We start from the raw sequence: 14,803 nt of genomic DNA, 5'->3' as shown, positions 1-14,803 counted from the left end.
CCCTCCGGCGGGAACGCGCCATGCAGCTTCTGCAGGCCCTGGTCGACGGGCTGCTGATCGGCGGCGTCTACGGCGTCGTCTCGATCGGCCTCAGCCTGGTCTTCGGGGTGATGAACATCGTCAACTTCGCCCACGCGGCCTTCCTGATGCTCGGGATGTTCGTGGCCTGGTTCGCCTGGGCCTTCCTGGGCCTCGATCCGCTGCTCGGCGCGTTCCTGTCCTTCGTCCTGGTCTTCGCCTTCGGCTGCGCGGTCCAGCAGGTCCTGGTCAGGCCGATCCTGGCGGCCCCGCAGGTCGCCCAGATCTTCCTGACCGTCGGCCTGCTGATCGTGCTGGAGAACGCCGCCCTGATGGCCTTCGGCGCCGACTTCCGCTCGGTGCAGACGCCCTACCAGACCTCGGCCTTCCGCCTCGGCGGGATCATCGTCAGCAAGCCCTACCTCTACGCCTTCGCCATGGCGCTGCTCTCGGGCGCCGCCGTCTGGGCCTTCCTGGAGCGCACGGCGGTCGGCCGGGCGATGCGGGCGACCGCCCAGGACCCGATGGCGGCGACCCTGATGGGCATCGATACCCAGCGCATGCACCGCCTGGCCTTCGGCGTCGGCGTCGGCCTGACCGCCTTCGGCGGCGCCGTCATCCTGCCCTACCTGACGGTCAGCCCGACGGTCGGCAGCCACTACGTCGTGCTGATGTTCACCGCGGTCGTGCTGGGCGGCCTGGGCAGCGTCGCCGGCGCCGTGGTCGGCGGCATCGCCGTCGGCGTCATCCAGTCGGTCTCGGCCCTGGTCTTCCCGATCCAGCTGCAGAACCTCGTGCTCTTCGTCGTCTTCATCCTGGTGCTCGCGCTCAGGCCCGACGGCATCGTGCGGCGGCGCGGCGCATGAGCGCGCTGTCCCTGCCGAAGCGGTGCTCCGCCCTGGCCAGGCCGCGCGCGCTGCTGCTGGCCGCCCTCGCCGCCGCCGCGGCGATCGTGCCGCTGTTCCTCGATCCCCAGGGCTACTGGGTGCGGGTGCTGACGCTCACCCTCATCTTCGCGGCGCTCGGACAGGCCTGGAACATCGTCGGCGGCCTGGCCAACCAGATCTCGCTGGGCCATGCCGCCTACTTCGGGGTCGGCGCCTACGCCTCGACGATCCTGCTGATCAACTTCGGCCTCTCGCCCTGGATCGGCCTCTTCGTCGGCATGGCCCTGGCCGTGGTCGTCGCCCTGGTGCTCAGCGTCCCGACCTTCCGTCTCAAGGGCCACTACTTCGCGCTGGCGACCCTGGCCGCCGGCGAGGCGCTGCGGGTCATCGCCAACAGCTGGCAGGGCGTCACCGGCGGCCCGGTCGGCCTGTCGGTGCCCTTCATGCCGGACAGCTTCTGGATGATGTCCTACGGCGCGCCGCGGCCCTTCTACTGGATCGCCCTGGCCGCGCTGGTGCTGGTCACCCTGGTCTTCTGGTGGATCAAGTCGAGCGCGCTCGGCTACCGCCTGCGCGCGGTCAAGGAGAACGAGCAGGCCGCCGAGGTGGTCGGCGTCAACACCTTCCGCGCCAAGCTCTGGGCCAGCCTGGTCTCGGCCGCCGCGACGGCGGCGATCGGCGTGGTCTACGTGCAGTTCACCTACTTCTTCGATCCCGACGCGGTCTTCGGCGTCGCCACCGTCTCGGTGCGCCTGGCCCTGGTCGCGATCGTCGGCGGCATCGGCACCGTCATCGGCCCGGTGGTCGGCGCCCTGGTCGTCGTGCCGCTGGAGGAGCTGGTCAACGCCGCGCTGCAGGGCCAGGTCGCCGGCCTCTCGGCCTTCGTCTACGGCGCCATCCTGATCGCCGTCATCCTGGTCGAGCCGCGCGGCCTTGTAGCGCTCTTCGGCCGGCTGCGCAGGGGCCTGGGCCGGCGCCCGGGCGGCGCCGGGGAGGCCGGGCGATGAGCCTGCTGGAGGTGACGGACGCCAGCGTGCGCTTCGGCGGCCTGACCGCCGTCGACGGCCTCGGCTTCTCGGTCGAGGCCGGCGAGATCGTCGGCCTGATCGGCCCGAACGGCGCCGGCAAGACCACGACCTTCAACATGCTGGTCGGCCTGGCCCGCGCCGCCGAGGGCACGATCCGCCTCGACGGCCGCCCGCTCGCCGGCCTGCGGCCGCACAGCATCGCCGCGCTCGGCATGACCAAGACCTTCCAGAACGTCTCGCTGTTCATGGAGAGCTCGGTGCTCGACAACGTCGTCACCGGCGCCCTGCTGCGCGAGCCCCTGGCCGAGGCGAAGGCCTCGGCGCGCCGCGTGCTGGAGCGGGTCGGTCTCGCCGGGGTCGCCGAGCGGCCGGCCGCGGATCTCTCCTTTCCCGAGCGCGCCCGTGTCGAGATCGCCCGCGGCCTCGCGACCCGGCCGAAGATCCTGCTGCTCGACGAGGTCATGGCGGCCCTGACCCCGGCCGAGATGGAGGGCATCGTCGCCCTGGTCCGCCAGCTGCGCGACGAGGGCATCACCTTCGTCCTGATCGAGCATCACATGAGGGCCGTGATGACCCTGTCGGACCGCATCCTGGTGCTGAGCTTCGGCCGCAAGATCGCCGAGGGCCGGCCGGAGGAGGTCGCGCGCGACCCCAAGGTGATCGAGGCCTACCTGGGCCGCGAGTGGGCGGCGGAAGGGGCGGGGCCCGGGCAGGCCAGGCCGTGACCGCCCTGCTGGAGGTCGCCCGCCTCTCGGCCCGCTACGGCCGCGGCGCGCCGGTGCTGCACGAGGTCGCGCTCGAGCTGGGCCAGGGCGAGTTCGTCACCGTGATCGGCGCCAACACCGCCGGCAAGAGCACCCTGCTGCGCGCCATCTCCGGAGTCGGGCCCGCGGTCGAGGGCAGCATCCGCTTCGACGGCCGCGAGCTGACCGCGGTGGCGCCGCACGCCCGCCCGAAGCTCGGCATCGCCCACGTGCCGGAAGGCCGTCACGTCTTTCCGGAGATGTCGGTCGAGGAGAACCTGGCGATCGGCGCCCATGCCCGCGGCGGCGCCCCCGGAGGCGGGGCGGCGGCGCGGCTGGAGGCGATCTTCGAGCTCTTCCCGCGGCTCAGGGAGCGGCGCCGCCAGTTCGGCGGCACCCTGTCCGGCGGCGAGCAGCAGATGCTGGCGATCGGCCGCGGCCTGATGCTGGAGCCGCGCCTGCTGATCCTCGACGAGCCCTCGCTCGGCCTCGCGCCGATGATCGTCGAGGAGCTGCACGACCGCCTGGTCGAGATCCACCGCCGGGGCGTCGCGATCCTGCTGGTCGAGCAGAACGTCTCGCTGGCCCTCTCGGTCGCCAGCCGCGGCTACGTCCTGCAGTCCGGCTCGATCGTGCTCGAGGGGCCGGCCGGCGAGCTGCTGCGCGACGACCGGGTGCGCGAGGCCTACCTCGGCATCTGAGCCGCCGCCCCGGCGTCCCGTGCGCGGCGCTTGAGCAGCAGCGAGCAGAGCGAGGTCAGGGCGATCGAGGCGAGGAAGAAGTAGATGCCGGGCTCGAAGTGCGCGTCGGTCAGGGCGCCGCTCTTCAGCGTGAAGACGATCAGCGCCGCGGCCAGGACGTCGAGCATCGACCAGCGTGCCACCGTCTCCAGGACGTCGAGCAGTCGCGCCGGCACGCCGCGGCCGAGCCGGAGCCGCGCCCAGAGCCCGAGCATCAGCAGCAGCTTGGCGGTCGGCAGGACCAGCGAGAAGGCGCCGACGATGCTCGCGATCGGCCACTCGCCGGCCTCGAACAGCCTGAGCGTCACGTCGAGGATCGAGTAGGGCCGGCTGAGCAGCAGCAGCGTGTCGACCGTGACGATCGGCTCGGTGACGCCGGCCGCCAGCAGGCCGAGCGCCGCCAGCAGGAGCAGGGGCAGGACCATGCCCCGCGTCCTACGCCCGCCGCGCCCGGCGGGCAAGCGGCCAGGCCGCGGCGGGTCAGCCGTTCCGGTAGGCCTCGGCGACCGTGCCGCCGCGCTCCAGCGGCTCGTAGTTGTCGGCCTCGACCGCCGGCAGGCTCTTCAGCTTCTTCCCGGTCAGGCGGTCGAGCACCAGGCGGTCGCCGTCGAGGTGGAAGCGGACCAGCGGCACCGCGACCTGGTGCGAGCCGATGCCGAAGAGGCCGCCGCCGACCCGGACCAGCACCACCAGGTTGTCGCCGACCCGCGCGACCTCCGCGGCCTCGCCGACCTGGGCGCCTTCGGCATCGTAGACCGCGCTGCCGACGATCGAACCGACCGGCCGGTCGAACAGCGGGCTGGCGCGCAGCGACGCCTCCAGGCGGCTGGTGATGCGGCTGACGAGCGTCGCCGGCGCGGCCGCCTGCTGCGGCGCGCTCGCGCCGTCGCCGGTCTCGGCATGGGCACTGCCGAGGGCCAGGGGAATGGCCAGCGCGACGGCCGACAGGCAGGCAACGACTCTTCCGGGGTGGGGCATGTGTCTTCCGCTGGTCCGCAGGCAGTTTCGAAGGCTTATAGCAGGGAGAACTGGGCAGCAGTGAGGCGGTTCCCACGACCGCGCGCCGCCGCCCTGTAAGACGCCTGCCATGAAGACGCGCTAAGAGAGAGGCCATGGACCTGCCCGCCCATCCCGACGACCGGCCCGCGACCGACAGGGCCTTTGCCCCCCCCTGACCGTGACCGGTGCCCGGCTGCTGCTCGGCGGCCGGCTCGAGGAGGCGGTGCTGCGGATCGAGGACGGCCGCATCGCCGCCATCGAGGGCTCCGAGGGGGCCGCCTCGGGGGCGCGGCTCGACGGCCGCGGCTGCCTGCTGCTGCCGGGCATCGTCGACCTGCACGGCGACGCCTTCGAGCGCTCGCTGATGCCGCGGCCCGGCGTGCACTTCCCGCCGGAGATCGCCTTCGACGAGGCCGACCGGATCATGGCCGGCTTCGGCATCACCACGGCGCTGCACGGCGTCACCTATTCCTGGGAGCCGGGGCTGCGCGGCCGCGAGACCTTCCTGGCTCTGGCGCCGGCCTTCCGCCGGCTGCGCGGCTCCCTGCGCTGCGACACCCACCTGCACCTGCGCTTCGAGGTGCAGAACCACGAGGGCCTGGCCGACGTCGCGCCGCTGATCGCCGACGGCACGGTCGGCGTCGTCGCCTTCAACGACCACCTGGAGGACATCGAGGGCGACCTCGCCGTGCCCGAGAAGGCCGCGCGCTACCCGGCGCGCACCGGCCTGCCGCTCGAGGACTTCCGAGCCCTGATGCGCCGGGTCGGCGCGCGCGGCGACGAGATCGCGGCGACGGTGACCGCGCTGGCCGGGATGGCGGCGGCGGCCGGCGTGCCGCTGCTCAGCCACGACGACGCCGACCTCGCGACGCGCGCCCGCTACCGCGCCCTCGGCGCCCGCCTCGCCGAGTTCCCGCTCGCCGAGGCGGTCGCCGCCGACGCGCGGGCCGAGGGCGAGCACGTCGTCATGGGCGGGCCCAACGTGCTGCGCGGCGGCAGCCACAAGGCCGGCAATCCCTCGGCCGCCGAGCTGGCGGCCAGCGGCCTCTGCAGCGTGCTGACCTCGGACTACTACTATCCGGCGCCGCTGCACGCCGCCTTCAAGCTGGCGCAGGAGGGCGTGCTGCCCTTCGGCCAGTCCTGGGACCTGGTCTCGGCCAATCCGGCCGAGGCCCTCGGCCTCGCCGACCGCGGCCGCATCGAGCCCGGCCGCCGCGCCGACCTGCTGCTGGTCCGTCCGGAGCCGCGGCCCGACGTCGTCGCGACGCTGGTCGAGGGCCGCCGGGCCTTCGTCTCGACCGGGGGCTGAGCGACGCAGGCCGCGAGACGTTACGCGGCGCTGTCGAGCGTCGGGATCTGCTCGAGCTCGCTGGCCAGGATGCGGGCCTGGCGCTCCAGGTCGTAGGCCGTCTGCAGATTGATCCAGAGCCTCGGGCCGTTGCCGCAGAGCTTGCCGAGCTTGAGCGCCATGGCCGGCGTCACCGGCGCCTCCTCGCGCAGGATCGCATGCAGCGTCTGCCGGCTGATCCGCAGCAGCCGCGCGATTTCCGAAACGCTCCTGCCGAGCGCCGGCAGGACGTCCTCGCGCAGCAGCTCGCCCGGATGCATGGCCGGGAGCCCCCGGGAGGGAGGGGGGGAGGGAGGGGCAGCGGCGGAGACGGTGGGCATCAGTGATAGTCCTCCAGGTCGACCTCGACGGCCTTCTGGCCGGACCACGCGAAGGTGATCCTCCAGTTCCCCGACACCGAGACGGCGTAGCGGCCGGACAGCTCGCCCTTGAGCGCGTGGAACCGGAAGCCCGGCAGGTCGAGATCGGCCGGGCTCTCCGCCGCGTCCAGGGCGCGCAGGATGCGCGATACCCGGCCGACGTTCTGGACCGAGAGCCTGCCGGCCTTGCCGGTGGCGAAGAAGGCGCCGAGGCCCTTGTGCCGGAAGCTCCCGATCATGCCTGTAAGCTGATGCTTTACAGTGCGTCCGGCAAGAAGAATCTGTAAAGCATTGCCTTACAGATTCTTCTTGCCCCTCCTGCGCCTCCCTTGGCCCCCTGCTAGTAGGCCAGCTGGCCGCGCAGCTCTCCGAAGGGCAGCATCACGTGCTCTCGGTAGGCCGGTCGCTCCTGCAGGCGCCGGTACCAGGCCTCGACGTTCGGCAGGCTCGGCCGCTCGATCTCCAGCTCGAAGTAGCGGTAGAGGTGGGTGCCGGCCGTGACGTCTGCGAGCGACAGGGCACCGCCGAGCAGGAAAGGGCGGCCGGCGAGCTGCCGGTCGAGCCGGTCGAACAGCTCGGCGCAGCGCGCCAGGCTGCGGGAGACCGCCGCCCTGTCGCGCTGGGGCTCGGGCGTGCGGTACCAGCCCCAGAAGACGCCGGTCAGGAAGGCCGGCTGCAGGGCGGTCTGCGACCAGTCCATCCAGCCGTCGACCGGCGCCCGCTCGGCGGGATCGTCGGACCAGAAGCGGCCGCGGCCGTAGCGCGCCGCGAGGTAGCGCAGGATCGCGTGGGACTCCCAGACCGCGAGGCCGCCGTCGTCGATCACCGGCACGCGGCCGTGCGGGTTGAGGGCGCGGAAGTCCGGCTCGTCGAGCCGCCCGAAGCTGCCACCCGCCGGGATGTGCTCGTGCGCCAGTTCCAGCTCGCCGACCAGCCAGAGCACCTTCTGCAGGTTGAAGGAGCTGCGGCGGCCCCAGACCTTGAGCACCGGTTCCTCCCCTCCTCAGGCCCGCCCTTCCAGTCCGGCCAGCGCCTCGCCGCCGGCCCCGGGGATGCGCATCTCGAAGGTCTCTCGCACCACCGCGTAGTCGTAGTAGCCCATCCGGGCGATCGGCTGGATCCGCGCGATGTCCAGCTTGCCGTCGGGCCGGATCACCGCGTCCTTGACGTGGATGCGCACGACCTCGCCGTAGACCACGTCGACCGAGCCGACCGGCGAGCTGCCCTTGAGGCGGTGGGTCGAGAGATAGCGGCACTCGAAGTGGCAGGGGCTCTCGGCGACCCTCGGGCCCGGCGCGTCGACGCAGGCCGCCTTGGTGACGCCGGCGCGCTCGAACTCGTCGACCTCCGGCGGCAGGGCCATGGCCGTGACGTTGACCGCCTCGCGCAGGTCCCAGGTCGCCATGTTCCAGACGAACCAGCCGGTCTCCTCGGCATTGACCACCGTGTCCTTGCGCCGTCCGTCCGGATACTGGTTGGCCGCGAACAGGACCATCGGCGGGTCGAAGGTCAGGTTCTGCCACTGGCTGTAGGGGGCGAGGTTCGCGACCCCGGCCGCCGAGACCGTCGACAGCCAGCCGATCGGCCGCGGCACGGTGCAGGACTTGAAGGGGGAGAAGGGCAGGGGGCAGGCGTCGGTCTGCGGACTGAAGTGCAAGGCGGGTGACTCCGTCGCTTGGGATGGCCTGGCAGTCTTCCCGCTCCGCGGCGCCTTGTCACGCCGGGCGCCGCGAGCAGGGTGCGCCCGGGGCTCTTTCCTGCCCCGCTTCCTGCCCCGTCATCCTCGCGAAAGCGAGGATCCAGAGAACAATGCTGCCAGCGCTTTCCCTTCGGGGGTCTGTGCCGACGGCTACTTCCTCTGGATCCTCGCTTTCGCGAGGATGACGGCGAAGGGGGCGAAGCGGGGCGGGCGCCGGCCCATCGTGTATAGTTCGCGGCCAAACGACGGGAAGGTCGGCTTGGTGACGGAACGACAGGACGGCGCGGAGGAACGGGCCCTGGCCCGGGCCGTGCTGGCGATCGGCAGCAGCGAGTTCGTCACGGCGGCGCTCGACTACCTGCGCAGCGTGGCGCCCTTCTTCGGCGCCTTCCTGGTGATCGTCGACGGCCGGCGCCCGCCGCTGCACGTCTACGACAACGTGCGCGCCGAGAAGCGTGCCGAGGTCGTCGACCGCTACCTCGACGGCGCCTACCTGCTCGATCCCTTCTACGCGCTCTGCCTGGAGCGGCCGGGCAACGCGCTGATGCGCCTGCGCGACGTCATGCCCGACCGCTTCCCGCACTCGGAATACTTCCGGCGCTACTACAGCCTGACCAACCTGGTCGACGAGGTGGCGCTCCTCGTCGAGCTGACGCCGAGCCGCTACCTCTTCTACTCGGTCGGCCGGCGCTTCGGCGAGCGGCGCTTCGGGAGCCGCGAGCTCGACGCGCTGCGCCGTGTCCTGCCGGTCTTCGCGGCGCTCAACCAGCGGCACTTTGGCCTCGCCCATCTGCGCGGCCAGGGCGTGCCGCAGACCCAGGGGCCGCGCGAGGCCGCCCCGATCGGCGAATCCACCCCGGGCGAGCGCTCGCGTCTGCTCCGCGAGGACCGATCGGTCAGCGCGGCGCTGGCCGCCTTCGGCACGGAGGCCCTGAGCAACCGGGAGCAGGAGGTCGCCGGCCTGATCCTCAAGGGCCACTCCAGCGATTCGATCGCCCGCCTGATCGGCATCAGCCGCGGCACGGTCAAGATCCACCGCAAGAACCTCTACCGGAAGCTCCGCATCTCCTCCCAGAGCGAGCTCTTCGCGCGCTTCCTGCAGGGGCTCGAGTGAGTCGGTGACGCGGCGGAAATCGCCGGGCCTATCCCCCGGGAGGTATGTACAGCCGCGTCGCGGCCTCTCTAGACTTTCCTCCCGAGGCTGAACGAGCCCTGACAACAAGGGGGCAGCGACTCGGAATGACGGGGGACGGCGCCGCGGCCGACAGGACCGCGGGACGCAGCGACAGGGCGGGGGCGGCGGCGATCGAGATCCGCCGCGTGCGCAAGGTCTTCGGCAGCGGCCAGGAGCGCGCGGTGGTCGCGCTCGACGACGTCTCGCTGACCATTCGCGACAACGAGTTCTTCACGCTGCTCGGGCCCTCGGGCTGCGGCAAGACCACCCTGCTGCGCCTGATCGCCGGCTTCGAGCAGCCGACGGCCGGCGAGATCCTGCTGTTCGGCAGCCACCTCGAGCATCTGCCGCCGCACCGCCGGCCGGTCAACACGGTGTTTCAGCAGTACGCCCTGTTCCCGCACATGACGGTCGCCGAGAACATCGGCTTCGGCCTCATGATGCAGGGCCGGCCGAAGCGCGAGATCGACGAGACGGTCAGGCGCATGCTGGCGCTGGTGCGCATGGACGACTTGGCCGGCCGGCGCACCGACCAGCTGTCGGGCGGCCAGCAGCAGCGTGTCGCCCTGGCCCGGGCGCTGGCGCCGCATCCCAAGGTGCTGCTGCTCGACGAGCCGCTCTCGGCGCTCGACCTGAAGCTGCGCAAGGAGATGCAGATCGAGCTGAAGCGCCTGCAGCACGAGACCGGCATCACCTTCATCTTCGTGACCCACGACCAGGAGGAGGCGCTGACCATGTCGGACCGCATCGCCGTGATGAGCGACGGCGCGATCCTGCAGGTCGGCACGCCGCGCGAGATCTACGACCATCCGGCGCGCCGCTTCGTCGCCGACTTCATCGGCGAGATCAACATCCTGCCGGCCGAGCTGCTGGAGACCCGGGAGGCGAGCGGGGGAGCGTCCGCGCGCGTGCGCCTGTCGTCGGGTCAGGTCCGCCTCGCCCGCCTGCCCGACGGGCCGGTCGCGGCCGGCCGGGTCAACGTGGCGGTGCGGCCGGAGCATGCCGGCCTGCAGCCGGCCGGCGAGGGCGCCGCCCTGACCGGCACGCTCAGCAACGTCGTCTACTTCGGTACCGGGACGCACTACCACCTGGAGCTCGACGGCCCGGGGGGGGAGGGCGGCCGCTTCGTCGTCGAGCTGCAGAACCGGCTCGGCGCCGGCGCCGACCATGCCATCGGAGCCCGGCTCGGCATCCTGCTGACCGACGGCTCCCTCCAGGTGCTCTGCGACTGATGGCGGCGGAAACCGCCAGCGTCCCCGCGACGTCGGCGCCAGCCGAGACCGAGCGGCTGCGCCTGGCCAAGGCGGCGATCCGGCGCGGCAAGCTGCGCACGCGCTGGCTGCTGCTGTCGCCGGCGCTGCTGACCATCGTGCTGGTCGGCCTGCTGCCGCTCTCGATCATCCTGGTCTACTCCTTCCTGGAGCCCGGCACCTACGGCGGCGTGCGCTGGGTCTTCTCGACCGACGCCTACGTCCAGTTCCTCTTCGAGCGCGACCTCTTCGAGGACACGCTGACCTTCAACCCGGCCTACCTGGAGATCTTCTGGCGCTCGGTCGAGCTGGCCCTGCTCTCGACCGTCGGCTCGCTGCTGATCGGCTTCCCGACCGCCTACTTCATCGCGACGCGGCCGCCGAGCCGGCGCAATCTCTGGCTGTTCCTGATCACCCTGCCGTTCTGGACCAACCTGCTGATCCGCACCTTCGCGATGATGCTGATCCTGCGCGACGAGGGCGTGATCAACATCATCCTGATGAAGCTCGGCCTGATCGACCAGCCGCTGGTGCTGATCTACACCGACGGCGCGGTCTTCCTGGGCCTGGTCTACAGCTACCTGCCCTTCATGGTGCTGCCGATCTACGCGGCGCTGGAGAAGCTGGACTTCCGCCTCGTCGAGGCCGCCTACGACCTCTACGCGACGCGCGGCAAGGTGCTGCGCCACGTCATCCTGCCGGTCGCCAAGCCCGGCCTCGTCGCCGGCTGCATCCTGGTCTTCGTTCCCGGCCTCGGCGCCTACATCACGCCGGAGCTGCTGGGCGGCGGCAAGTCGCTGATGATCGGCAACATGATCGCCATCCAGTTCGGCAACTCGCGCAACTGGCCCTTCGGCTCGGCGGCCTCGCTGATCCTGATGGCGATCGTGCTGGTCGCCCTGCTGGTCTACGTGCGCTACGCCGGCAGGAGGCGCGGCCATGGCTGACCGGACGCTCCAGACCACCGCGCCGGGCGGCAAGCCGGCGGGGCGCCGGCCCTTCGACCTGAAGCGCCAGACCGGCTTCAGCGAGATCGCCTGGTTCTGCCTCTTCGTGCTCTACGCGCCGATCGCCGTGCTGATCGTCTTCTCGTTCAACGACAACCGCTCGGTCACGCTCTGGACCGAGTTTTCCTTGCGCTGGTACCGCAGCGCCCTGAACAACCAGGGCATCCAGAACGCCGCGATGATCTCGCTGCAGGTCGGCGCCGTCGCGACCCTGGTCTCGACCTTCTTCGCGACCCTGGCGGCCCTGGCGACGACGCGCAACGAGCGCTTCCGCGGCGAGGGCCTGGTCTACGCGGTCATCAACCAGCCGCTGATGATCCCGGAGATCGTCACGGCGGTCGCGACCCTGGCGCTCTTTGCCCTGATCAAGCAGCTGACCGGGGTCGGCGGCATCGGCTACCTGATGCTGGCCCACACGGTCTTCTGCATCCCCTTCGCCTACATGCCGATCCGCGCGCGGCTGGAGGACATGAACCTGACCCTGGAGCAGGCGGCGGCCGACCTCTATGCCACGCCCCTCCAGGTGTTCCGGCGGATCACCCTGCCGCTGATGATGCCCGGCATCGTCGCCGGCGCGATGCTCGCCTTCGTCGTCTCCTTCGACGACGTGATCATCACCCTGATGGTCGCCGGCCCCGGCGAGACGACGCTGCCGATCTACATCTTCGGCCAGATGCGGCGCGGCATCACGCCGGAGACGAACGCGGTCTCCACGCTGATCGTGCTGCTCTCGGTCGTGCTGGTGGCGCTGCTGTTCTTCTTCGGGAAGCGGCGGCGCTGAGGAAGTCGGACGCCCCGGCCCGGGGCGCCGGAAGGGGCGGCGGTGCCCGGGGGACGGGAGCCGCCGCCGAAAAAGGTCGACGCGATGCCGTCGACGACAGAGGAGGTCGAACGATGAGGAAGCACCTGCTGACCGCAGCGGCGGTCCTGGCCCTCGGGGCCGGCACCCTGGGGCTCGGCGCCGTGCAGGCCCGAGCCGCGGGCGAGCTGCACATCTACAACTGGGGCAACTACACCAACCCCGAGCTGATCAAGAGCTTCGAGAAGAAGTACGACGTCAAGGTCACGCTCGACGACTACGACTCGAACGAGATGATGCTCGCCAAGATCAAGGGCGGCGCCGCCGGCTACGACATCGTCGTGCCCAGCGACTACATGGTCTCGGTCATGGCCGGCGAGGGCCTGCTCGAGAAGACCGAGCCGAACCAGATGGCGAACTTCAAGAACATCAATCCGAAGTGGATCGAGGTCTACTGGGACAAGGGCCGCCACTACACCGTGCCCTGGCAGTGGGGCACGACCGCCTTCACGGTCGACACCGCGGTCTACAAGGGCGACGTCAACACCCTCAAGCTGGAGCTGGACCCGCCGCCCGAGCTCAAGGGCCGGATCAACATGCTCAACGACATGAACGAGGTGATCAACGCCGGCCTGCGCTACCTCGGCTACCCGCGCTGCAACTCGAACAAGGAGCAGCTCAAGGAGCTCAGCGACCTCCTGATCAAGGCCAAGGCCAGCTGGCGGACGATGGACTACGCGACCATCGAGAAGCTGACCTCGGGCGACGTCGACCTGTCGCAGAACTGGAACGGCGCCGCGATGCGTGCCCGCGCCCAGCGGCCGACGCTGAAGTACGCCTATCCCAAGGAGGGCTTCACCGGCTGGATGGACAACGTCGCCGTCCTGAAGGGCGCGCCGAACCTGGAGAACGCCAAGCTCTTCCAGAACTTCGTGATGGACCCGGAGAACGCCGCCCTGATCTCGAACTTCGCCCGCTACGCCAACGGCATCAAGGGCAGCGAGAAGTTCATGGACAAGGACATGGTCGCGGCGCCGGAGATCATCCCGCCGGCCGGCACGCAGGATCCCGAGTTCGTGCCGCCCTGCGACCAGAAGGTGGTCGACCTCTACAACCGGATCTGGACCAACCTGAAGAAGTAGCCGCGCGGCTGCGGCGGGCGGACAGGCCGTCCGCCCGCCGCGGTGCCGGCGCTCCCGACATGACCAATCCGACCATCGAGCCGCCGTCGGTCAGGCCCCGCACGGCCCGCGAGCTGGGCATCATGCAGGGCTTCCCGCCGCCGCCGGAGAAGCGGCCGACGCTCGCCGACTGGGACCTCGCGCCGATGAATCGCTGGGCCTTCCAGCACGTGCGCGGGCTGATCCCGACGGTCGAGGTGCCGGCCGCGGCGGCGCCCTGGGAGCTGCCGGCGGCGCACCAGGACCTCTCGGCGATTCGCTTCCGGGACGATCAGGGCCGGGAGCGGACGATCGGCCGCTGGCTCGCCGACAGCTACACCGACGGCTTCCTGGCCTGGCACCGCGGCCGGGTCGTCGCCGAGCTCTACCTCAACGACATGACGCCGGCGACGCTGCATCTGGCGCAGTCGGTCTCCAAGTCGGTGGTCGGCACGACCGCCGGCATCCTGGTCGGCCAGGGGCTGCTCGATCCCGACGCCCCCTTCGTCGACTACGTGCCGGAGATGGCGGCCTCGGGCTACGGCGACGCGCGCCTGACCCACGCCTTCGACATGACCAGCGGCGTGCGCTTCACCGAGGACTACAACGCACCCGATTCCGACATGACCCGGATCGACGTCGCCTCGGGCTGGCGGCCGGCGCCGGACGGCGCGCCGCGCCCGACGATCCGCGACGTGCTGCTCGGCCTGCCCAAGCAGCGCGAGCATGGCCTGGTCTTCGACTACCGCTCGATCGAGACCGACGCCCTGGCCTGGGCCATGGAGCGCGCCACGGGCAAGCCGCTGGCGGCCCTGGTCTCCGAGCTGCTGTGGCAGCCCATGGGCGCCGAGCGCGAGGCCTGCTTCACGGTCGACGGCGCCGGCACGGCGCTCGCCGACGGCGGCTTCAACGCCGGCCTGCGCGACTTCGCCCGGCTCGGCCGGCTGCTGCTCGAGGGCGGCCGGCGCGACGGCCGCCAGCTCGTGCCGGCGGACTGGATCGGGCAGATCCGGCGCGGCGGCGATCCGGCGAAGTTCGGCGCGCCCTACACGGAGGTCTGCCCGCGGGGCGCCTACAGCCGGCAATGGTGGACCAACGACCGGTCGCGCGGCGACGTCATGGCCCGGGGGGTGTTCGGCCAGCTGATCTACGTCGACCCCGAGGGCGACTTCCTGGCGGTCAAGCTGTCGAGCTGGCCGGACTACCTGATCCCGGCCTTCTCGCGCGACAGCCTGGCCGCCCTGGCCGCGATCCGCCAGGCGCTCGGCTAGGAGCCTGTCCGGCTAAAGGCGCGGCGGTTTGGGCGGCTGGGTGGCTGGGGGTGGTGGCTTGTCGAGCGGTGCATGTCTGGTGGTCAGGCGGTGCGTGCGATGAGGAGCTTTGCGAGGTTGTGGACGGTGCAGACGAGGGCCCACTCGTGACGGACCTTGGCGTATCCGCGCAACAGGAACTGGCGGAAGCCCCTGGCCGCCTTGATCTGCCCGAACACCGGCTCGACGACCTGCTTCCTGAGGCGGTAGCGGCTGCGCGGGCCGGCGCGTCTGAGCTTGGCGTCCATGGCGGCCATGCGGCTGCCCGGGGCGATGCGTCTG

Annotated in this window: 18 protein-coding genes; 11 read left to right on the top strand and 7 right to left on the bottom strand. The window is 71.3% G+C overall.

Annotated elements, in window-relative coordinates; all coding sequences use genetic code 11:
* Window positions 1-20 precede the first annotated feature (20 nt).
* From B9O00_RS24005 to B9O00_RS23990, 4 genes are read left to right on the top strand one after another with little or no spacing between them, the layout of a single operon-like run.
* On the top strand, window positions 21-884 hold the full coding sequence (locus B9O00_RS24005; RefSeq protein WP_085125281.1) for a branched-chain amino acid ABC transporter permease: 864 nt from the start codon (window positions 21-23) through the stop codon (window positions 882-884).
* Window positions 881-1,912, top strand: coding sequence for a branched-chain amino acid ABC transporter permease (locus tag B9O00_RS24000; RefSeq protein ID WP_085125280.1), 1,032 nt, complete (start codon window positions 881-883; stop codon window positions 1,910-1,912). The genes B9O00_RS24005 and B9O00_RS24000 overlap by 4 nt, the downstream gene beginning before the upstream one ends.
* Window positions 1,909-2,658 (top strand): ABC transporter ATP-binding protein, encoded by a 750-nt coding sequence (locus tag B9O00_RS23995; protein WP_085125279.1) that lies wholly within the window; start codon window positions 1,909-1,911, stop codon window positions 2,656-2,658. Before B9O00_RS24000 ends, B9O00_RS23995 begins: the two co-directional genes overlap by 4 nt.
* A complete protein-coding gene (locus B9O00_RS23990) occupies window positions 2,655-3,377 on the top strand; it encodes an ABC transporter ATP-binding protein (protein WP_322111220.1) in 723 nt (240 codons plus the stop codon). Before B9O00_RS23995 ends, B9O00_RS23990 begins: the two co-directional genes overlap by 4 nt.
* Here B9O00_RS23990 and B9O00_RS23985 read toward each other — a convergent pair.
* Window positions 3,362-3,841, bottom strand: a complete 480-nt coding sequence (locus B9O00_RS23985) for a paraquat-inducible protein A (protein ID WP_085125278.1) — start codon at window positions 3,839-3,841, stop codon at window positions 3,362-3,364. The genes B9O00_RS23990 and B9O00_RS23985 overlap by 16 nt on opposite strands.
* Before the next feature lie 55 nt (window positions 3,842-3,896).
* Window positions 3,897-4,394 carry a PRC-barrel domain-containing protein gene (locus B9O00_RS23980; RefSeq protein WP_159460312.1) on the bottom strand — a complete coding sequence of 166 codons (498 nt, stop codon included), beginning with the start codon at window positions 4,392-4,394 and terminating at the stop codon, window positions 3,897-3,899.
* A 199-nt stretch (window positions 4,395-4,593) separates the two neighbouring features.
* Here B9O00_RS23980 and B9O00_RS23975 point away from each other — a divergent pair, with 199 nt between their 5' ends.
* A complete protein-coding gene (locus tag B9O00_RS23975; RefSeq protein ID WP_159460311.1) occupies window positions 4,594-5,724 on the top strand; it encodes an alpha-D-ribose 1-methylphosphonate 5-triphosphate diphosphatase in 1,131 nt (376 codons plus the stop codon).
* Window positions 5,725-5,744: 20 nt separating this feature from the next.
* Here B9O00_RS23975 and B9O00_RS23970 read toward each other — a convergent pair whose 3' ends face one another.
* From B9O00_RS23970 to B9O00_RS23955, 4 genes are all read right to left on the bottom strand, one after another.
* Window positions 5,745-6,023 carry a HigA family addiction module antitoxin gene (locus tag B9O00_RS23970; RefSeq protein WP_200808648.1) on the bottom strand — a complete coding sequence of 93 codons (279 nt, stop codon included), beginning with the start codon at window positions 6,021-6,023 and terminating at the stop codon, window positions 5,745-5,747.
* A 59-nt stretch (window positions 6,024-6,082) separates the two neighbouring features.
* Window positions 6,083-6,361 (bottom strand): type II toxin-antitoxin system RelE/ParE family toxin, encoded by a 279-nt coding sequence (locus B9O00_RS23965; RefSeq protein WP_085125274.1) that lies wholly within the window; start codon window positions 6,359-6,361, stop codon window positions 6,083-6,085.
* 101 nt (window positions 6,362-6,462) lie between these two features.
* Window positions 6,463-7,110 (bottom strand): glutathione S-transferase family protein, encoded by a 648-nt coding sequence (locus tag B9O00_RS23960; protein ID WP_085125273.1) that lies wholly within the window; start codon window positions 7,108-7,110, stop codon window positions 6,463-6,465.
* A gap of 15 nt (window positions 7,111-7,125) precedes the next feature.
* Window positions 7,126-7,779 carry a flavin reductase family protein gene (locus B9O00_RS23955; RefSeq protein ID WP_085125272.1) on the bottom strand — a complete coding sequence of 218 codons (654 nt, stop codon included), beginning with the start codon at window positions 7,777-7,779 and terminating at the stop codon, window positions 7,126-7,128.
* 304 nt (window positions 7,780-8,083) lie between these two features.
* On the opposite strand from B9O00_RS23955, the gene B9O00_RS23950 reads away from it, so the two are divergent.
* From B9O00_RS23950 to B9O00_RS23925, 6 genes are all read left to right on the top strand, one after another.
* A complete protein-coding gene (locus B9O00_RS23950) occupies window positions 8,084-8,935 on the top strand; it encodes a helix-turn-helix transcriptional regulator (RefSeq protein WP_143596335.1) in 852 nt (283 codons plus the stop codon).
* A 125-nt stretch (window positions 8,936-9,060) separates the two neighbouring features.
* Entirely contained in the window at window positions 9,061-10,227 is a 1,167-nt protein-coding gene (locus B9O00_RS23945; protein ID WP_085125270.1) for an ABC transporter ATP-binding protein, read from the top strand.
* A complete protein-coding gene (locus tag B9O00_RS23940; protein WP_085125269.1) occupies window positions 10,227-11,192 on the top strand; it encodes an ABC transporter permease in 966 nt (321 codons plus the stop codon). The genes B9O00_RS23945 and B9O00_RS23940 overlap by 1 nt, the downstream gene beginning before the upstream one ends.
* On the top strand, window positions 11,185-12,033 hold the full coding sequence (locus B9O00_RS23935) for an ABC transporter permease (RefSeq protein ID WP_085125268.1): 849 nt from the start codon (window positions 11,185-11,187) through the stop codon (window positions 12,031-12,033). The genes B9O00_RS23940 and B9O00_RS23935 overlap by 8 nt, the downstream gene beginning before the upstream one ends.
* A gap of 113 nt (window positions 12,034-12,146) precedes the next feature.
* On the top strand, window positions 12,147-13,193 hold the full coding sequence (locus B9O00_RS23930) for an ABC transporter substrate-binding protein (RefSeq protein WP_085125267.1): 1,047 nt from the start codon (window positions 12,147-12,149) through the stop codon (window positions 13,191-13,193).
* A 59-nt stretch (window positions 13,194-13,252) separates the two neighbouring features.
* A complete protein-coding gene (locus B9O00_RS23925; RefSeq protein ID WP_200808647.1) occupies window positions 13,253-14,482 on the top strand; it encodes a serine hydrolase domain-containing protein in 1,230 nt (409 codons plus the stop codon).
* 83 nt (window positions 14,483-14,565) lie between these two features.
* Here the strand turns inward: B9O00_RS23925 and B9O00_RS23920 are convergent.
* Window positions 14,566-14,803, bottom strand: a 238-nt coding sequence (locus B9O00_RS23920; protein ID WP_200808646.1) for a transposase, incomplete at its 5' end; no start/stop codon positions are given.

It is taken from the genome of Tistlia consotensis USBA 355 (genome assembly GCF_900177295.1).
Classification (GTDB): domain Bacteria; phylum Pseudomonadota; class Alphaproteobacteria; order Kiloniellales; family DSM-21159; genus Tistlia; species Tistlia consotensis.
The sequence above is the reverse complement of the archived record's forward strand: the minus strand, read 5'-3'. Positions and strand labels throughout refer to the sequence as shown.